The sequence below is a fragment of the Streptomyces sp. NPDC006643 genome (assembly GCF_042870175.1).
In the GTDB taxonomy this organism is placed as follows: Bacteria; Actinomycetota; Actinomycetes; order Streptomycetales; family Streptomycetaceae; genus Streptomyces.
This window is the reverse complement of record NZ_JBIAHA010000044.1, coordinates 1-15,026: the sequence shown is the minus strand read 5'-3', so window position 1 is coordinate 15,026 and position 15,026 is coordinate 1. Positions and strand designations below refer to the sequence as shown.

Genomic DNA, 15,026 nt, shown 5'->3' with positions numbered 1-15,026 from the left:
CTAGCGCGGCTCACGGGCGCCCGCCCCTACGCGCTGCGCCCCGCGTGGATGATCGAGCCGAGCATGGCGTGGGCGGACTGGAGTTGGGCGATGGCGTGGCTCAGGCGGTCGTGTTCGTGTTTGAGGTTCTCGGCCATCTCCTCGCAGGTCGGGGCCAGGATGGATCCCTCGTCGGCCATGCAGGGCAGCACCTCGCGGATCAGTTCGGTGTTCAGGCCGGCCGCGAGCAGGATCCGGATTCGGCGCACCGTGGCCGTGTCGGACTCGTCGAACTCGCGGTAGCCGCTGGGGCGTCGCTGTGGTCGCAGCAGCCCCTGCTCCTCGTAGTACCGCAGCCCCCTGGTGCTGACACCCGTACGCCTCGACAGCTCGCCGATGAACATATGACCCCCACCTGAAAGGTTGACTCTGACGTCAACGTCAAGCTTTAGCGTGCGGGTATGACAACGCGCAACAGCACCCAGCACTCCTCCACCGTCGACCCGAAGGCCCTCGCGGGCAGGAAAGCCGTCATCACAGGCGGCACCATCGGGATGGGCCGGGCCATCGTCCAGGCCCTGACCGACCGTGGTGCCGAAGTGATCTACACCGGACGCAGTGACCGGCGGCTGGCCGAGGCCCAGGAAGCACTCGGCACCCCGCTCGCCCACCCGGTGCGCTCCGACGCCACCGACGCCCGCGCCATCGCCGCCCTCGGCGATCACGTCGCCGAACGGTTCGGCACCGTCGACTACGTGTTCATCAATCAGGGCATCGCAGAGTTCCAGACGCTCGAAGAGGTCACCGAGGAATCGTGGGACCGCATCTTCAACGTCAACGCCAAGGGCGCCTTCTTCACCGCGCAGCGGCTGGCGCCACTGGTCGCCGAGGGCGGCTCGATCATCTTCACCACCGTCTCGAACGACCGTATCTTTCCCGGTCTGAGCGCCTACTCCGGCGCGAAGGAAGCCGTCGCCGCCATCACCAAAGTGCTCGCCGCCGAGCTGCTGCCCCGCAAGATCCGGGTCAACGCCATCGCTCCCGGGTTCATCCTCACCCCCACCATGGGCGTCGCCGAGCTGACCGAGGAGCAGCGAGCCGAGTTCATCGAGCAGGGCAACAGCTCCACCCCGATGGGCCGGGGAGGCACCATGGAGGAGATAGCCGCCGCCGCGCTGTACCTGGCGGTCGACGCCACCTTCACCACCGGTGTGGAACTGCCCGTGGACGGCGGGTTCAGCCAGGGAATCGGGGACTGACGTCTCCCACCGCGGCCGGGCGGGAGACCCCCCGCCCGGCCGTGGGCGGCCCGGTCCGCTACGCGCTGCGGCCCGCGTCGCTCAGGGTGCCCCGTACGTCCACGAAGCCGTCCTTCAGCGCCACCAGTTCGCCGTCGCGCACCACCTGGAACGTCACCTCGCTGTTCACGATGCGCGGGTAGCCGGGTGAGCCGAGCATGTCCTCGTACCGCCAGCGCAGTGTGGGGGTGAGGCCGCCCGTCTCGACCTTCGCGCCCTTGTCCAGCGCGTGCGAGAAGGTGCCCGAGGAGATCGTGTCCCGGTCGATCGACTCGATGACCGACTTGAGCGCCGTGTACGCGATCCAGGTGGTCTGTACGCCGGGGTCCGCAGGGTCGATGGAGTCGTCGCCGAACGCGTGCTTCTGGATCACGTCGCGCATCGGCTGCCACGCCCGGTCCTTCGCCTGCGGGTACCAGCCCGTGACGTACGCCCCCTCGAAGACGCCCTTCGAGCCGCCCGTCCGGTCCACCAGCGGCTGGCCGACGCTGCCGAGGACCGAGGAGATACGGACGGTCCGGCCGGTGTCGGGCAGCCGGCGGTAGGAGTCGAAAAACGTTTCCGTACGGTCGCCGAGGACCGCCGTGACACAGCCGTCATCGGCGGTGGCCGCGTTCTCGCGGGCACGCTCCGCCGACTTCGTGTAGTCGGTTGCGTCCTCGGCGGCCCGGATGTCCGTCGCCTTCCCGCCGCCGCCCTCGCTCTCGCCGCCGCCCGCGCCGTCCTTCTTGCCTTTGCTGAGGCCGGAGTTGAGCAGTTCGGGCATCGCGTCGCCGGTGATCGTGTCGGGCCGCACGATGGAGACGGGGCCGCACTCTCCGCCCAGCTGCATGCCGTTGCCGGCCAGGAGCGCCGCCTGGCCGCCGTTGACCGGGTACGAGACGAAGCTGGAGAACTCCCGCTCGGTCACCCCGTAGCCCCCGAGATACGGGATCCCGGCCGCCTCCAGCGGCGCCATGAAGGCGTTGCCGTGCTGGCTGTACGAGCCGACGACGGCAGTGACGTCCTTGTCGGCGGCCAGCCGCGCGCAGTCGGCCGCGCCCGCCGAGGTGTTGCGCTCGTTGCAGGTCAGCACGCGCAGCTCGTGGCCGTCGATCCCGCCTGCCGCGTTGACCCACCGCGCGAACGCCTTGGCCATGGCCGGCATGCCCGGCATGTTCGTGGCGGCGGTGCCCTCGGGTGCCCACGTCATCACCGTGACGGGCTCCCTGGAGCCCCCCGGGCCGCCAGGGAGCACGCCACATCCGCTGACCAGTGACGCCCCGGCCGCCACCGTGCACAAGACGCGGACCACCGGAATCCGGTGGAAGGGGCGGGGGGAGGAGGAGCGCTGCTGCCTACCGGTCATGTCTCCGCACACTTCCGGCCCGCGGGTAACTGCCAGGTGGAGGTTGTTCAACCGCACATGACAACGAGGTGAATTGCGGGGGGCCAGCCGATCGCCTTCCGGCGGACCGTACGATCGACTGCTGTGCAGCAAGGTTCGGATAACTCTTCCCGTCGCGGCCGTCGCTCCTCCACCATGGGCGACATGCCGCTCAATGACATTCCCTGGTGGCGCTGGCGCAGCAATGTGCGCTCGGCGCTGCACATGCTTTCCGATCCCGTCTTTCACCAGGAGTACTGGCTGGCCGGCCTGGAGGGATACGGCGACGTCACCGACGCCGTGTACCGGCTGGTCGAGGACACCTGGCTGGACAACTGGTCGGCCGAGAAGTACGTCGGGACGATCTTCCGCGACTCCGGCGAGGCCGCGCTCGTCGATGTCGCCGTGCTGCGGGTGCTGCGGATCATGCACCAGGTGGGGCCGGACGCCCCGATATCGGTGTATCTGGAGCACCACGGCTGGCCGGAGGCGGTACGGGCGGCGCGCGAGGCGCACGTCAGGCTGGCCGTCAACGACGGCGAGGACCCGGACACGGTGCCGCGTTCGCTGGACGTGCTGCGGATCCTGACCCGCTCGGCGTGACGTACGCCACAGCGATTCGTGTCCTGTGCGAGGCGTGCCCGACGCCCCTCGCCCGACGTGGTCCGTCCGGCGTCGCCCGCCGCCGTTCGACGCCGTCCGCCTGACGGTCGGGCGCGGCCCGCGCGGGGTCCCGTGTGGGATCCTCTGGGGTCATGAGTGCCCCGCAGCAGCCCGCCGCCCAGGCCGACCGGCCCGCCCTGTCCGACCAGTACGTCCTGACGCTGTCCTGCCCGGACAAACAGGGCATCGTGCACGCCGTGTCCAGCTTCCTCTTCATGACCGGGTGCAACATCGAGGACAGCCAGCAGTTCGGCGACCGTGACACCGGCCTCTTCTTCATGCGGGTCCACTTCTCGGCCGAGGAGCCGGTGACCCTGGAGAAGCTGCGCGCGAGCTTCGCCGCCGTGGGGGACTCCTTCCGGATGGACTGGCAGCTGCACCACGCCGGGGACCGGATGCGGATCGTCCTGCTGGTCAGCAAATTCGGCCACTGCCTGAACGACCTGCTCTTCCGGTCGCGTACCGGCGCGCTCCCCGTGGACATCGCCGCCGTCGTGTCCAACCACACCGACTTCGCCGAGCTGGTCGCCTCGTACGACATCCCCTTCCACCACATCCCGGTCACCAAGGACACCAAGGCGGCGGCCGAGGCGGAGCTGCTGGAGCTGGTACGCGCCGAGGACGTCGAGCTGGTCGTGCTGGCCCGCTACATGCAGGTCATCTCCGACGATCTGTGCAAGCAGCTGAACGGCCGGATCATCAACATCCACCACTCCTTCCTGCCGAGCTTCAAGGGCGCCAAGCCGTACCACCAGGCGCACGCCCGGGGCGTGAAGCTGATCGGCGCGACCGCGCACTATGTGACGGCCGAGCTGGACGAGGGCCCGATCATCGAGCAGGAGGTCGAGCGCGTCGGCCACGAGGTCACCCCGGAGCAACTGGTCGCGATCGGCCGCGACGTGGAGTGCCAGGCGCTGGCCCGCGCGGTCAAGTGGCATGCCGAGCACAGGATCCTGCTGAACGGCCGGCGTACGGTGATCTTCGGCTGACAGGAATGAGTGATCCCCTTGCGCGGCGTGTCCGCGCCGTTACAGGATCTGCGGTGTTCAGCAACCGCTTACTGCCAACACAGGGGAGATCAGGATGCGCAAGCGTGCAGCACTGCTGAGTGTGGGAATCGCCGTTCTGGCGATCGGCGGGATCAACGCCCCCGCCCAGGCGGCTCCGGGCACGTCCGTCAGCGTCGGTGCCCAGTCGGAGGCGGCCTGGCTCTACATCGGCTCGTACTCCAGCAGGTCCAAATGCATTGACGCCGGACAGCAGTACGTCCGCGAAGGGTTCAGCAACTACCGCTGCGACCCGGCCCCCGGCGGCACCGGCTACTACTACCTGTACGTCAGCTAGTCACCGGCATCCGACCGTCCGGCCGCCCTCAAGTGTCGTCATCCGTACGGCGCTTGGGGGCGTCGCCCGCTCCGAGTCCGGCCCGAGTCCGCTCCCAGTCAGGTCCGCGTCCCGTCCGATTCCGCTCAGAGCCGGCTCAGCGAGGCTGCCGCGAACAGCACGTCCCGGATCGCGTCGCGGTCGCCGTCCTGACCGGCCGCGGCCTCCTCCGGTGAGATGTGCCCCGCCACCAGCTGGCAGAACTCGACGTCGTCGAGCGCCACTTGGGCCACCGAGCGCTCGGCGGAGCCGACGGCGGCGGGTGAGTCCAGCGCGATGTACCAGTCACCGCCGCCCGCGCCCTCGACCTCCAGATGCAGCGACCGGCCCGGCGAACCGGGCGTGACCAACTGCCGGGCGGGCGACGCCCGGCCCGCGCGGCGGCGGGCCGCCAGGGTGGACGGGATCAGCTGCGTGGCGAGGTCGATCATCGCGCGCAGATGCGGACCGCTCGGCGCCGGATAGGGGTAGACCACCGCGTTCGCGATGTCCCAGCCGTGGATCCAGCACTCGAAGGCCCGGTCGATCAGCGCGTCCCGCAACGGCAGGGCGAACTCGCCGTACGAGACGGAGAGTTCGGCCACCCCGCGGCCGGCGAAGGACGCCGTCCTGATGAGCGTATGGCTCTGGTCGCGCCACGGCTCGTGGATCGTACGGGTGGGCGGCGCGTGCGCCGAACGCCAGAACGCCTCGGTCCGGTCGGTCGGCGACAGCGGCGCCGATGCGCCCAGCGGATCGTCCAGCCCCAGCGCCGACGCCACCAGCCCGTCCACGGTCATCAGATGCCCGATGACCCCGGCGACCGTCGCCCTGCGCGTGGTGGGCTCCTCCTTCTCGAACCACTTGAGCTGGAGCGGCGCGTGCCACTCCGCGTCGCCGAAGTCGCGCAGCAGCGCGTCGAGCCGGGCGGTCTCCGCGTCGTACGGGGTGGCCCACACCGGCACCGGGATACGGGCGGCCCGCCGGTCGAGGCAGTTCTCCAGCACCCGGGAGCGGAGCAGCGGAGGGAGATCCAGATTCCGGTCGGCCTGCAACAGGCCGACGGCGTCGCGCAGTTTGAGCGCCTCGTCGGCACACGGCGCACACTCGGTGAGATGGTCCTCGACGTGGGTCGTCTCCTCGGGCGAGCAGGCGGCCAGCGCCCAGGCGCCGAGCAGGGACTTCAGTACGGAGTGCGAAGGCGGCGGCCCGGCGGGCACCGGGGCGGGCGCCCTCATGTGTCGCTCGTCGGCGTCGGCGCCAGCCTCGGCGGGATCGGGCGGGTGCGCCGGCTCACGCGGCGCCCCGGAACGGGGATCGGTGGCGGCGTCGGCGTCGGTCTCGGCGTCAGCCATAACGCCGTCGCCCGTAACGCCGCCGTCCGTAACGCCGCCGTCCGTAGCGCCGCCGTCCGTAACGCCGTCGCCCGTAACGCCCTCGTCCGTAACGCCGTCGGTGACTCCGTCCGTAACGCGGCCCGTGCCGGCGCCCGTCTCCGGGGCCGCCGTCTCGTCGGCCGTGTCGGCGTCATCGTGTCGCTCACCCGGTTCGTCCGGTGCACGCTGTTCATCCCGCTCTTCCCGTTCGCGGCTCTCCCGCGCCGCCTGAGCGGCGCGCGCGGCGCCCTCCAGGGCCCGGCGCAGTACGTCCGGCGCGGGCGGTTCCAGGTCGTCCGCGGCGGCGCGCTGGCCGGGTATGCGCGGGACACCGCGCACCCCGTCGGGCTCGTCCGGGTCGCGACGGCCGCCGTCGCGGCCACCGTCGAGCGGCCCGGTCACAGCGACCGTCCGTGTCCGGGCGGTGAGGAGCCCTCCAGGGGCCGGGTGTTCGCCGACGAGAGCAGTTGCAGGCCGAGCCGCAGCCGCCGGCGCGCCTCGTCCTCGGTGACCCCGAGGTCGGCGGCGGTCTGCCGGTAGTCACGGCGCTGGAAGTACGCCAGGTCCAGCGCGGCGCGCAGGGGCGCGGGCATGGAGGTGACGATGTAGTCGGCGCGTGCGGCGGCGGACGCCTCGCGGATCTTCTGCTCCAGCTCCTCCGCGCTGCCCCCGCCGCTGGCCTGATGGGCCGCCGTCTCCAGCTGCCGCAGCCGGTTCACGGCGTGCAGCCGGGCGAGCTTGGCGATCCAGGACCGCATCGAGCCCTGCTTGGGGTCGAAGACTTCCGGGTTCTCCCACACGTAACCGAAGACCTCGCGGGTTATCCGGTCGGCGGCCTCGCTGTCGTCGAGCACCCGGTGCGCGAGGCTGTGGACGAGCGAGGCGAAGCGGTCGTACAGCTCGCCGAGCGCGGCTGCCTCACCCCGCGCGAGCCGCTGCTGCATCCTGCGGTCCCAGCGGGGCGGTGTGTCCTTCGCCATGAGACCCCCAGCCGTGTGACTGCTCCGTGACCTGACCCCGCCGTTTCGAATGTACTGGCCAGTGTCAACGAAGTGCGCCCCTTTGCGTCAAGTGCGCCCCTCGACACCGTCCGAGCTGATAAGGAATTTCCCCGGTTCCTTGCCGTTGTGTTTCATGAGAGACCAGTCGGGCAGCCGCGATACAGAGGGACGATCTCCGGTGAAGATCCGGAATCCGGAACTCCGCCCAAGGGTCTCCGGTTCGGTACGAGGGAAGGTCCAGGCGTGACGCTCAAGGTGGACAAGGACGAGCACGGTCTGTGGACGGTGCTGCGCATCACCGGAGAACTGGACCTCGTGACCTCGCCCGTGGTCCGCCAGCACGTCCATGACGCGGTGGCCGCCGGCCGCCGTGAGCTGGTGCTGGACCTCTCCGAGGTGTTCTTCTGCGACTCCAGCGGCGTCGGCGTCCTGATCGCCTCCCGCAAGCTGATGCGCTCCTGCCAGGGCCGTCTCCATCTCATCCTGCCCGCCCACGGCGCGGAGGAGGGCTCGCACGTCAACCGCGTCCTGTCGGCGCTCGGCGTGCGTCGCCTCTTCGAGGTGTACTCGGACGTCTCGGACGCCGTCGACGAGCGGGCGCAGCCCCTCTCGGCCTAGGAGCCGACCCAGGAGCCGGCCCAGGAGCGCCGGTCGCGCGCCGTCGTGCGAGAGTCGCGCGCCGTCGCAGCGCCGTCGTGCCCGGGTCGGGTCCACCAGTCGGACCCGAAGCCTTCACACGGCGGGCCCCAGGCGTCGTACGCTCCCCTTCATGGACAGCGCAGAGTACGAGGGCAAGATCGCCTCCCGGTTCGCCGCTTTCGACCAGGACGGCAACGGCTACATCGACCGCGAGGACTTCAGCGGAGCGGCAGCGGCACTGCTCGCGGAGTTCGGCGTCACCGCACGATCCGACAAGGGACAGGCGCTCTACAGCGGGGCCGAGGCCTTCTGGCAGGGCATGGCCGGCATCGCGGACGTCGACGGTGACCAGCGGGTCACCCGCCAGGAATTCATCACCGGCGCCGCGAAGCGGCTGCGCGACAGCCCCCAGCGCTTCGCCGAGATCGCCCGGCCCTTCCTGCACGCGGTGATCGCCATCGCGGACGAGGACGGCGGCGGTGTGACACCGGCGGCGGCCGAGCGGGTGCTGCGCGTGCTGGGCACGGAGCCGGACGTGGCGGCGCAGGCCGCCGGGGGACTGGACGGGGACGGTGACGGCCGGATCACCGAGGAGGAGATCCTGGCGGGGTTCGCCTCGTACTACGTGACGCCGGAGCCGTAGACGGTAGATCTTGGCTCTTTGTCCGTGGTCCTTCGTCCGTGGTCCGTGGTCCGTGGTCCGTGGTTCCTGGTCCGCGGTCCTTCGTCCGTGGACCGGCGGGCGAGGTCGGGGCCGTACCGGAGCCGTCCGCAGAGCGTGACCGTGTGTGACGAAAGGGCGCTTCGCGCATGTCGATACCGGGTTGTGTCCTTCGGGTGACCCGTCACGGGCCGGAGTCGGCGGCGGGCTCCGGTACGCTCGCTCGGGTGCGAGTGGCGGTGAGGCTTGAAGGATCCGGTGTGGCCAGTACGGCGACGCCGGACCGGGGAATGCCTGCCAGTAGCACCGTTCGAAGGCGCTGGACGCGTCCTTGTTCGACTCCCCGCAGAGCGCGTCGCACAGTATGCCTCACGCGTACTCCTTCGCGTTGGAATATGCCCGAAGCGCTTGTTGCGGTGACTGTACGTCAACCATGCTGTCCCACAAGGGAATCACGTTCTGTGACCTTGTCGTGGACCTTGTCGAGGCGCGAGGCGATGTGCCCGCCGGTTCGGATGGTGTGAGCGGTGCAGGTTCTTCAGATGCAGTTGGAGGTCGGGGCCGACCCGGCGGAGGTCGGGCGGGCCCGTCGATGGGCACGGTCGCGGCTCATCGGCTCCGGTATGAACGACGACGAGCCACTGGCCGAGACGCTGATCCTGCTGATCTCGGAGCTGGTCACCAACGCCGTGGTGCACACCGGCTGTCCGGCCGTGCTGCGGATGCTGTTCGGTTCGGGGGCCGCCGAGGCCGGGACCGTACGGGTCGAGGTCGCCGACACCAGCGCGCGACCGCCCTGTCCGCGCCACGCGCAGGGCGAGGACACCAACGGGCGGGGCCTGGAGCTGGTCGACGGGCTCGCCGACCGGTGGGGCTGGCAGCCGGAGGGCTCGGGCAAGCGGATCTGGTGCGAGGTCGACCGGTGCGAGCCGGGCACGGGCGCCACGTCGGTGCCATCGGCGCCGGCGGCTGAACGGCCGGAGCGGCCGGAGCGGTCGGAGCCGACCGGGCAGCGGACCGGGCAGCGGGCCGACGAGATCGGGCGGTACGTGGTCGCGGACGACTCGCCGAAGGCCGTCACACGGTCCTGAGGGCCGGCGACGCCTGCGCGGTGACAGCGGTGAGTGCGGGGGCCGCAGGAGCAGCAGTGACCGCCGGGACCGCAGTGACCACGGGGACCGCCCGGAACGTCCGCCGGTAGACCGTCGGCGAGACACCGAGCGCCGCCTGGAGATGCTGGCGCATGGACTGCGCCGTACCGAACCCGGCGTTCCGCGCGATCTGGTCGACCGAGAGATCCGTCGCCTCCAGCAGATGACGCGCCCGCTCGACCCGCTGCCGGACCAGCCACTGCCCGGGGCTGATCCCGGCCTCCTCGCGGAATCGGCGCGTGAACGTCCGTACGGACATCGACTCCTGTTCCGCCATGTCCCGCAGCTGGATCGGTTCGTGGAGCCGGGCGAGCGCCCATGCCCTCGCCGTGGTGGTGGTCGCCAACTGGGCGTCGGGGACCGGACGTTGGATGTACTGCGCCTGGCCGCCGTCCCGGTGCGGCGGGACGACCGTGTGCCGCGCGACATCGTTGGCGACGGCCGTGCCGTGGTCGCGGCGCACGATGTGCAGACAGAGATCGATCCCGGCGGCGACCCCGGCCGAGGTCAGGACATCGCCGTCGTCGATGAACAGCACATCCGCGTCGACCTTGATCCGCGGGAAGGTCCGCTGGAAGTGCGCGGCCGACGACCAGTGCGTGGAGGCGGGCCGGCCGTCCAGGAATCCGGCGGCGGCGAGCACGTATCCGCCCGTGCAGATGGAGACCAGCCGGGTGCCGGGGCGCAGCAGGGCGAGTGCGGCGGCGAGTTCGTCGGTGAGCCTGCCCTCCTCGTAGACCGGCCCTAGTTCGTACGAGGCGGGGATCAGGAGCGTGTCGGCGGTGGCGAGGGCCTCGGGGCCGCTCTCCACGAGGATGTTGAAGTCCGCGTCCGTACGGACCGGGCCCGGCGGGCGGATCGAGCAGGTGACCACGTCGTACAGCGGGGCGCCCTCGGGGCTCTTGGCGCGGCCGAAGATCCGCTGGGGGATGCCCAGTTCGAACGGGAGGACCCCGTCCAGCGCGAGGACCACGACCCGGTGGCGCGGCGGCTGTTCGGCGCTGCTCACTGACGTCGTCCCTGGCATCGTTCCGCTCTCCCGTGTGTCCGTCATACGGAAACCCCTGGTGGTCCAGACCAGTCCTTGATATCTGTCGACTCTGTGACTGCCAAGCGTTCGACGGACCCCGACATTCCCGCCCCGGCCGGGACCCCTCTCTGGAACCGTGACTTCCGGCTCTTCTTCCTCGCCAGGACCGTCGCGCGGTTCGGCGACGGCATGGTGCCCGTCGCGCTCGCCGCCGGGCTGCTCGACGCCGGACACGGCGCCTCGTCCGTGAGCTTCGCGCTCGGCGCGTGGATGGTCTGCTTCGCCGGCTTCGTGCTCTTCGGCGGTGTGCTCGCCGACCGGTTCACCCCGCGCCGGATGATGGTCGTCGCCGATGTGATGCGGCTGTTCGGCACGGCCGGTCTCGTGGCCGTCTTCGTCGGGGGAGCGCCGCCGCTCTGGCTGGTGTACGCGCTGAGCGCCGTCAACGGGCTCGGCGCCGCCCTCTTCCAGCCCGGTGTGGCCAGCATGCTGCCCATCCTCTCGCCCGACGTACAGCGCGGCAACGCGGTGCTGCGGGTCGCCGAGTCCCTGGCCACGATGGCGGGTCCGGCGGCGGCCGGCGCGCTGGCCGGGTTCGGCGGGCCCGGCACGATCTTCGCGGTCAACGCAGCCACGTTCGGGATCAGCGGGATCTGTCTGTTCCTGATCCGGATGCCGACGATGAAGCCCGTGCGCGGCGACTCGATGCTCACCGAACTGATCGGCGGCTGGCGCGAGTTCCGGGCCAGGTCCTGGCTGTGGGGTGTGATCGCGGTCTGGTCGGTGTACGGGGTCACCGTGCTCGGGCCGATCGTCCCGCTGGAGGCGGTGGTGGTCACCGACCGGCACAGCTCCGCCATGTTCGGACTGATGATGACCGTCCAGGGCGCCGGCAATGTCGCGGGCGGGCTGCTCGCGCTGCGGCTGCGCCCGGTCAGACCGCTGTTCGCGGGCACGGTCGCGCTGTTCGGTGTCGTCGCGAACCTGCTGGTGCTCGCGTACGACGTCCCGCTCCCGCTGCTCGCCGCCGGATTCTTCGCGGGCGGGGTGGGTCTGGCGTTCTGGCTGGTCATGTGGTCCACGACGGTGCAGACGATGATCCCGCCGGAGGCGCTGAACCGGCTGCACGCCTATGACGTGGCGGGCTCCCTGATCATGCTCGCCGTCGGCCGCGCGCTGGCGGGCCCGGTGGTGGAGGCGGTCGGGATGCGCGAGGTGCTGGTGGGCGGGGCGGTGGTGAACGTGCTGGTGTGCGGGGCGCTGTTCGCGGCCCGGCCGATCCGCGAGCTGCGCCGCGTGGTCCGCCCCCGGGCGGCGCCGGAGGGCCACACATCCACCCGTACAGCGAATGACGACGAACCGGCCCCCGGCCGGATCCAGTAGTCGACCCCGGCGCTGGCCCGATCCTAGTGACCCATGTCCGTCGGGCCACTCGTGCGACGTACCCGCGCCACCGATGCTTCTTGACGTGACACAGACAGCCGAGACTCCCGCCGGTCCGCCCGCGAAAGCCCCGACCCCGACCCCGACCCCGACCCCGACCACCACCCCCGCTCCGGCGCCGCGCCGCCGTCCCCGGATCCACCGGGCTTGGTTCGTCGCCGCCGTCACCTTCGTGACGATCATCGGCGCCGCCGCCTTCGCCTCGCTGCCGGGACTGCTCATCGAGCCGCTGCACAAGGAGTTCCAGTGGTCGCGCGGTGAGATCGGCTTCGCCGTGTCCGTCAACCTCATGCTGTACGGGCTGACCGCGCCGTTCGCCGCCGCGCTCATGGACCGGTTCGGGATACGCCGGGTCGTCGCCGTCGCGCTGACCGTCATCGCCACCGGGTCCGCGCTCACCGTCGTCATGACCGCCGCCTGGCAGATGGTTCTCTACTGGGGCGTCCTCGTCGGTCTCGGCACCGGCTCGATGGCCCTGGCCTTCGCCGCCACCGTCACCGACCGCTGGTTCGTCGCCCGGCGCGGACTCGTCACCGGCATCCTCACGGCGGCGGGCGCCTCCGGGCAGTTGGTGTTCCTGCCGCTGCTCTCCTGGCTCGTGGCGAACCACGGCTGGCGCCCCGCCTCGATCACCGTCGCCATGTCCGCGCTCGTCGTCGTCCCGTTCGTCTGGCTCCTGCTGCGCGACCACCCGGCGGACGTGGGCCTGCCCCCGTACGGCTCCGAGGAGTTCAAGCCCAAGCCGGCACCCGTGAGTGGCGCGGCGCGGCGAGCGGTGACCGTCCTGTTCGAGGCCGCCCGCACCGGGCCCTTCTGGCTGCTCGCCGGAACGTTCGCGATCTGCGGCGCCTCCACGAACGGCCTGATCAAGACCCACTTCATCCCCGCCGCCCACGACCACGGCATGCAGATCACGGCCGCCGCCTCGCTCCTCGCGGTCATCGGTGTCTTCGACATCGTCGGCACCATCGCCTCGGGCTGGCTCACCGACCGTTTCGACGCGCGCCGGCTGCTCGCCGTCTACTACGCGCTGCGCGGCGTCTCGCTGCTCTTCCTGCCGATGCTGCTGGGCCCGGACGTCCGGCCGCCGATGCTGTTCTTCATCGTCTTCTACGGTCTGGACTGGGTCGCGACCGTCCCGCCGACGATCGCCCTGTGCCGCGAGTACTACGGGGCGGACAGCGCCATCGTCTTCGGCTGGGTGCTGGCCTCGCACCAGATCGGCGCCGGGGTCGTGGCGTTCGTGGGCGGCATGGTGCGGGACGTCACCGGCTCGTACAACACGGTCTGGTACGCGTCGGGCGCGCTGTGCGCGGCGGCTGCGCTGATGGCCCTGCTGATCAGGAGCCGTACCAAGGCCGGCCCGACGGACGCGCTCAACGTGCCTTCGGCGCCCACGACTTGAGCGCCGGTGACACGCCACCGCCCCGTCGACTGCCCGGGTCGTCCGCCCATATGACCGTCTACCTGAGCGCCTTGGTCTTGGGCGCCTTGGTCTTGGGCGCCTTGGCCTTGGGTGTCTTGGTCTTGCTTGTCCTGGTCTTTGTCTCGGGCTTGGTCTTGCTCTTGGGTGCCTTGGCTCTGTCGGCCTTCGCCTTGAGCGCCTGTGACTTGAGGGCCTGCGACTTGACCGCCTTCGCTATCCGCTCCGCGTCCAGCGCCAACTCCCGCAGCATCCCGCTGATCGGATTCGTGAAACCGGTGAAGTACATCCCCGGCGCCCGCTCGGACGTCCGCGCGCCGCGCACCACCGGCCGGCCGCGCTCGTCCAGTACGCCGAGATGCCCCACCAGGCCCTCCAGGGCCTGGCCGTAGCCGGTCGCGGCGATCACCACGTCGGGCGATATCCGTGAACCGTCCGCCAGCACCACCTTGTTGTCGTCGAACGACTCGACCGCCGCCACCGGTTCGACCTTGCCCTTGCGCACCGCCGCGATCAGCCCCATGTCCTGCACCGGGATCGCACCCTCACGCACCCGTGAGTAGAGCCCGGTGTCGGGGCGCGGCAGCCCGCGGGCCGCGAGATCGGGCACTGTGATCCTGGACAGGATCTCGCCGCCCCGGTCGACCAGCCGCGTCGGCAGCCGCCGGACGTGGATGCCCATGCGCTGGGCCGACCAGCCCAGCGTGGAGCGGCGCATGATGTGCGGAACGGTACGGACCGCGAGCCGTACCCGCGCCGCGCCGCCCTCCACCAGGTCGACCGCGATCTCGGCGCCCGTGTTGCCGGCACCGACGACGAGGACGTCCTTGCCCTCGTACGGACGGGAGTCGCGGTACGCGCCCGCGTGCAGCAGTTTCCCGCCGTACGACTCCGCCCCCGGCCAGTCGGGCAGCCGCGGCGCGTGGTTGTAACCGGTGGCCACGACGACGGCGCTCCCGGTCAACTTCCGCCCACCGGTGGCGTGCAGCAGCCAGCTCTCGCCGTCCGCCGAACGCTCGATGCCGGTGACCTCGACGCGGGTGACGATCTCCAGACCGTGGTACTCCGCGTACTTCTCCAGATAGCGGACCATGTCGTCGCGCGAGACCCAGCGTCCGAAGGACCTCGGCATGGGCAGGCCCGGCAGCGCGGACAGCTTGCGGGTGGTGTGCAGCCGGAGCCGGTCGTAATGGCCGCGCCAGGAAGCCCCGACGGCGTCGGACTTCTCCAGTACGACGACTCGTATCCCCTGCGCGCGCAGTGCGGCGGCGACGGCGAGACCGCCCGGTCCGCCGCCGATGACGTACACGGGACGGTCGTTGGTGAGGTCGATGTCGCTGGGCATGAGAGCTGAGCGTAATCGAGCGGGCACTTGTTGGGTCTCGGTCAAGATGGGAATCGATTGCGAATCGGTTACGTCCGGGTAAGTTCCGCGCGCTGCGGCTGAAACCGCGGTGAAAGCGGCGTGAATCCGACGCCCCGCACGCTGCTCCCATGACACAGAAACTCACACCGACCGCGTCGGTGATCAGTGCTGTCGGGTTGCGTAAGTCGTATGGCGAGAAGTTGGTGTTGGACGGTGTTGATCTTGATGTGGGGGAGGGGTCGGTGTTTGCGTTGCTGGGTCCTAATGG

At 70.6% G+C, this 15,026-nt stretch carries 15 protein-coding genes and 1 pseudogene; 10 read left to right on the top strand and 6 right to left on the bottom strand.

The window, feature by feature from the left end:
- Positions 1-26: 26 nt before the first annotated feature.
- Positions 27-383, bottom strand: a complete 357-nt coding sequence (locus ACFYNU_RS37780) for a MerR family transcriptional regulator (protein ID WP_356597015.1) — start codon at positions 381-383, stop codon at positions 27-29.
- Positions 384-440: 57 nt separating this feature from the next.
- Here ACFYNU_RS37780 and ACFYNU_RS37775 point away from each other — a divergent pair, with 57 nt between their 5' ends.
- On the top strand, positions 441-1,238 hold the full coding sequence (locus ACFYNU_RS37775) for an SDR family oxidoreductase (RefSeq protein ID WP_356597013.1): 798 nt from the start codon (positions 441-443) through the stop codon (positions 1,236-1,238).
- A 58-nt stretch (positions 1,239-1,296) separates the two neighbouring features.
- On the opposite strand, the gene ACFYNU_RS37770 is transcribed toward ACFYNU_RS37775, so the two are convergent.
- Complete coding sequence (locus ACFYNU_RS37770; RefSeq protein WP_356597011.1) at positions 1,297-2,625, bottom strand: ABC transporter substrate-binding protein; 1,329 nt, start codon at positions 2,623-2,625, stop codon at positions 1,297-1,299.
- A 183-nt stretch (positions 2,626-2,808) separates the two neighbouring features.
- Here ACFYNU_RS37770 and ACFYNU_RS37765 point away from each other — a divergent pair, with 183 nt between their 5' ends.
- The 3 genes from ACFYNU_RS37765 (at position 2,809) to ACFYNU_RS37755 (ending at position 4,650) form a co-directional block, all read left to right on the top strand.
- On the top strand, positions 2,809-3,246 hold the full coding sequence (locus tag ACFYNU_RS37765; RefSeq protein WP_023540892.1) for a hypothetical protein: 438 nt from the start codon (positions 2,809-2,811) through the stop codon (positions 3,244-3,246).
- A 152-nt stretch (positions 3,247-3,398) separates the two neighbouring features.
- Positions 3,399-4,295, top strand: coding sequence for a formyltetrahydrofolate deformylase (purU, locus tag ACFYNU_RS37760; RefSeq protein ID WP_356597009.1), 897 nt, complete (start codon positions 3,399-3,401; stop codon positions 4,293-4,295).
- 94 nt (positions 4,296-4,389) lie between these two features.
- Positions 4,390-4,650: a hypothetical protein gene (locus ACFYNU_RS37755; RefSeq protein WP_356597007.1), complete on the top strand. Its 261-nt coding sequence runs from the start codon at positions 4,390-4,392 to the stop codon at positions 4,648-4,650.
- A 125-nt stretch (positions 4,651-4,775) separates the two neighbouring features.
- Here ACFYNU_RS37755 and ACFYNU_RS37750 read toward each other — a convergent pair whose 3' ends face one another.
- Positions 4,776-6,023, bottom strand: a complete 1,248-nt coding sequence (locus tag ACFYNU_RS37750) for a maleylpyruvate isomerase N-terminal domain-containing protein (protein WP_388768622.1) — start codon at positions 6,021-6,023, stop codon at positions 4,776-4,778.
- A 419-nt stretch (positions 6,024-6,442) separates the two neighbouring features.
- A complete protein-coding gene (locus ACFYNU_RS37745) occupies positions 6,443-7,024 on the bottom strand; it encodes a sigma-70 family RNA polymerase sigma factor (protein WP_356597003.1) in 582 nt (193 codons plus the stop codon).
- Between the two features lie 264 nt (positions 7,025-7,288).
- Here ACFYNU_RS37745 and ACFYNU_RS37740 point away from each other — a divergent pair, with 264 nt between their 5' ends.
- The 3 genes from ACFYNU_RS37740 to ACFYNU_RS37730 all read left to right on the top strand — a co-directional run bounded on the left by ACFYNU_RS37740 (position 7,289) and on the right by ACFYNU_RS37730 (position 9,436).
- Positions 7,289-7,663: an STAS domain-containing protein gene (locus ACFYNU_RS37740; protein WP_356597001.1), complete on the top strand. Its 375-nt coding sequence runs from the start codon at positions 7,289-7,291 to the stop codon at positions 7,661-7,663.
- Between the two features lie 151 nt (positions 7,664-7,814).
- The gene (locus ACFYNU_RS37735; protein ID WP_356596999.1) at positions 7,815-8,327 is read left to right on the top strand and encodes an EF-hand domain-containing protein; all 513 of its coding nucleotides are present in this window, start codon (positions 7,815-7,817) and stop codon (positions 8,325-8,327) included.
- A gap of 545 nt (positions 8,328-8,872) precedes the next feature.
- Positions 8,873-9,436 carry an ATP-binding protein gene (locus ACFYNU_RS37730; protein WP_356596997.1) on the top strand — a complete coding sequence of 188 codons (564 nt, stop codon included), beginning with the start codon at positions 8,873-8,875 and terminating at the stop codon, positions 9,434-9,436.
- Here ACFYNU_RS37730 and ACFYNU_RS37725 read toward each other — a convergent pair.
- The gene (locus ACFYNU_RS37725; protein ID WP_388768621.1) at positions 9,423-10,523 is read right to left on the bottom strand and encodes a GlxA family transcriptional regulator; all 1,101 of its coding nucleotides are present in this window, start codon (positions 10,521-10,523) and stop codon (positions 9,423-9,425) included. The two genes, ACFYNU_RS37730 and ACFYNU_RS37725, sit on opposite strands and share 14 nt — an antisense overlap.
- A gap of 75 nt (positions 10,524-10,598) precedes the next feature.
- Between ACFYNU_RS37725 and ACFYNU_RS37720 the strand changes: the two genes are divergently transcribed.
- A complete protein-coding gene (locus ACFYNU_RS37720; RefSeq protein ID WP_356596993.1) occupies positions 10,599-11,909 on the top strand; it encodes an MFS transporter in 1,311 nt (436 codons plus the stop codon).
- 73 nt (positions 11,910-11,982) lie between these two features.
- Positions 11,983-13,374 (top strand): MFS transporter, encoded by a 1,392-nt coding sequence (locus ACFYNU_RS37715; RefSeq protein WP_356596991.1) that lies wholly within the window; start codon positions 11,983-11,985, stop codon positions 13,372-13,374.
- A 58-nt stretch (positions 13,375-13,432) separates the two neighbouring features.
- Here the strand turns inward: ACFYNU_RS37715 and ACFYNU_RS37710 are convergent, their stop codons facing one another.
- The gene (locus ACFYNU_RS37710) at positions 13,433-14,737 is read right to left on the bottom strand and encodes an NAD(P)/FAD-dependent oxidoreductase (protein ID WP_356596989.1); all 1,305 of its coding nucleotides are present in this window, start codon (positions 14,735-14,737) and stop codon (positions 13,433-13,435) included.
- Between the two features lie 149 nt (positions 14,738-14,886).
- On the opposite strand from ACFYNU_RS37710, the pseudogene ACFYNU_RS37705 reads away from it, so the two are divergent.
- Positions 14,887-15,026, top strand: a pseudogene (locus ACFYNU_RS37705) (ABC transporter); the annotation flags it as partial.

Coding starts and splice junctions, on each gene's coding strand:
- ACFYNU_RS37725 (WP_388768621.1), bottom strand. CDS start 10,523: ATGCCAGGGACGACGTCAGTGAGCAGCGCCGAACAGCCGCCGCGCCAC.
- ACFYNU_RS37780 (WP_356597015.1), bottom strand. CDS start 383: ATGTTCATCGGCGAGCTGTCGAGGCGTACGGGTGTCAGCACCAGGGGG.
- ACFYNU_RS37745 (WP_356597003.1), bottom strand. CDS start 7,024: ATGGCGAAGGACACACCGCCCCGCTGGGACCGCAGGATGCAGCAGCGG.
- ACFYNU_RS37765 (WP_023540892.1), top strand. CDS start 2,809: ATGCCGCTCAATGACATTCCCTGGTGGCGCTGGCGCAGCAATGTGCGC.
- ACFYNU_RS37750 (WP_388768622.1), bottom strand. CDS start 6,023: ATGGCTGACGCCGAGACCGACGCCGACGCCGCCACCGATCCCCGTTCC.
- ACFYNU_RS37755 (WP_356597007.1), top strand. CDS start 4,390: ATGCGCAAGCGTGCAGCACTGCTGAGTGTGGGAATCGCCGTTCTGGCG.
- ACFYNU_RS37715 (WP_356596991.1), top strand. CDS start 11,983: ATGCTTCTTGACGTGACACAGACAGCCGAGACTCCCGCCGGTCCGCCC.
- ACFYNU_RS37770 (WP_356597011.1), bottom strand. CDS start 2,625: ATGACCGGTAGGCAGCAGCGCTCCTCCTCCCCCCGCCCCTTCCACCGG.
- ACFYNU_RS37735 (WP_356596999.1), top strand. CDS start 7,815: ATGGACAGCGCAGAGTACGAGGGCAAGATCGCCTCCCGGTTCGCCGCT.
- purU (WP_356597009.1), top strand. CDS start 3,399: ATGAGTGCCCCGCAGCAGCCCGCCGCCCAGGCCGACCGGCCCGCCCTG.
- ACFYNU_RS37775 (WP_356597013.1), top strand. CDS start 441: ATGACAACGCGCAACAGCACCCAGCACTCCTCCACCGTCGACCCGAAG.
- ACFYNU_RS37710 (WP_356596989.1), bottom strand. CDS start 14,737: ATGCCCAGCGACATCGACCTCACCAACGACCGTCCCGTGTACGTCATC.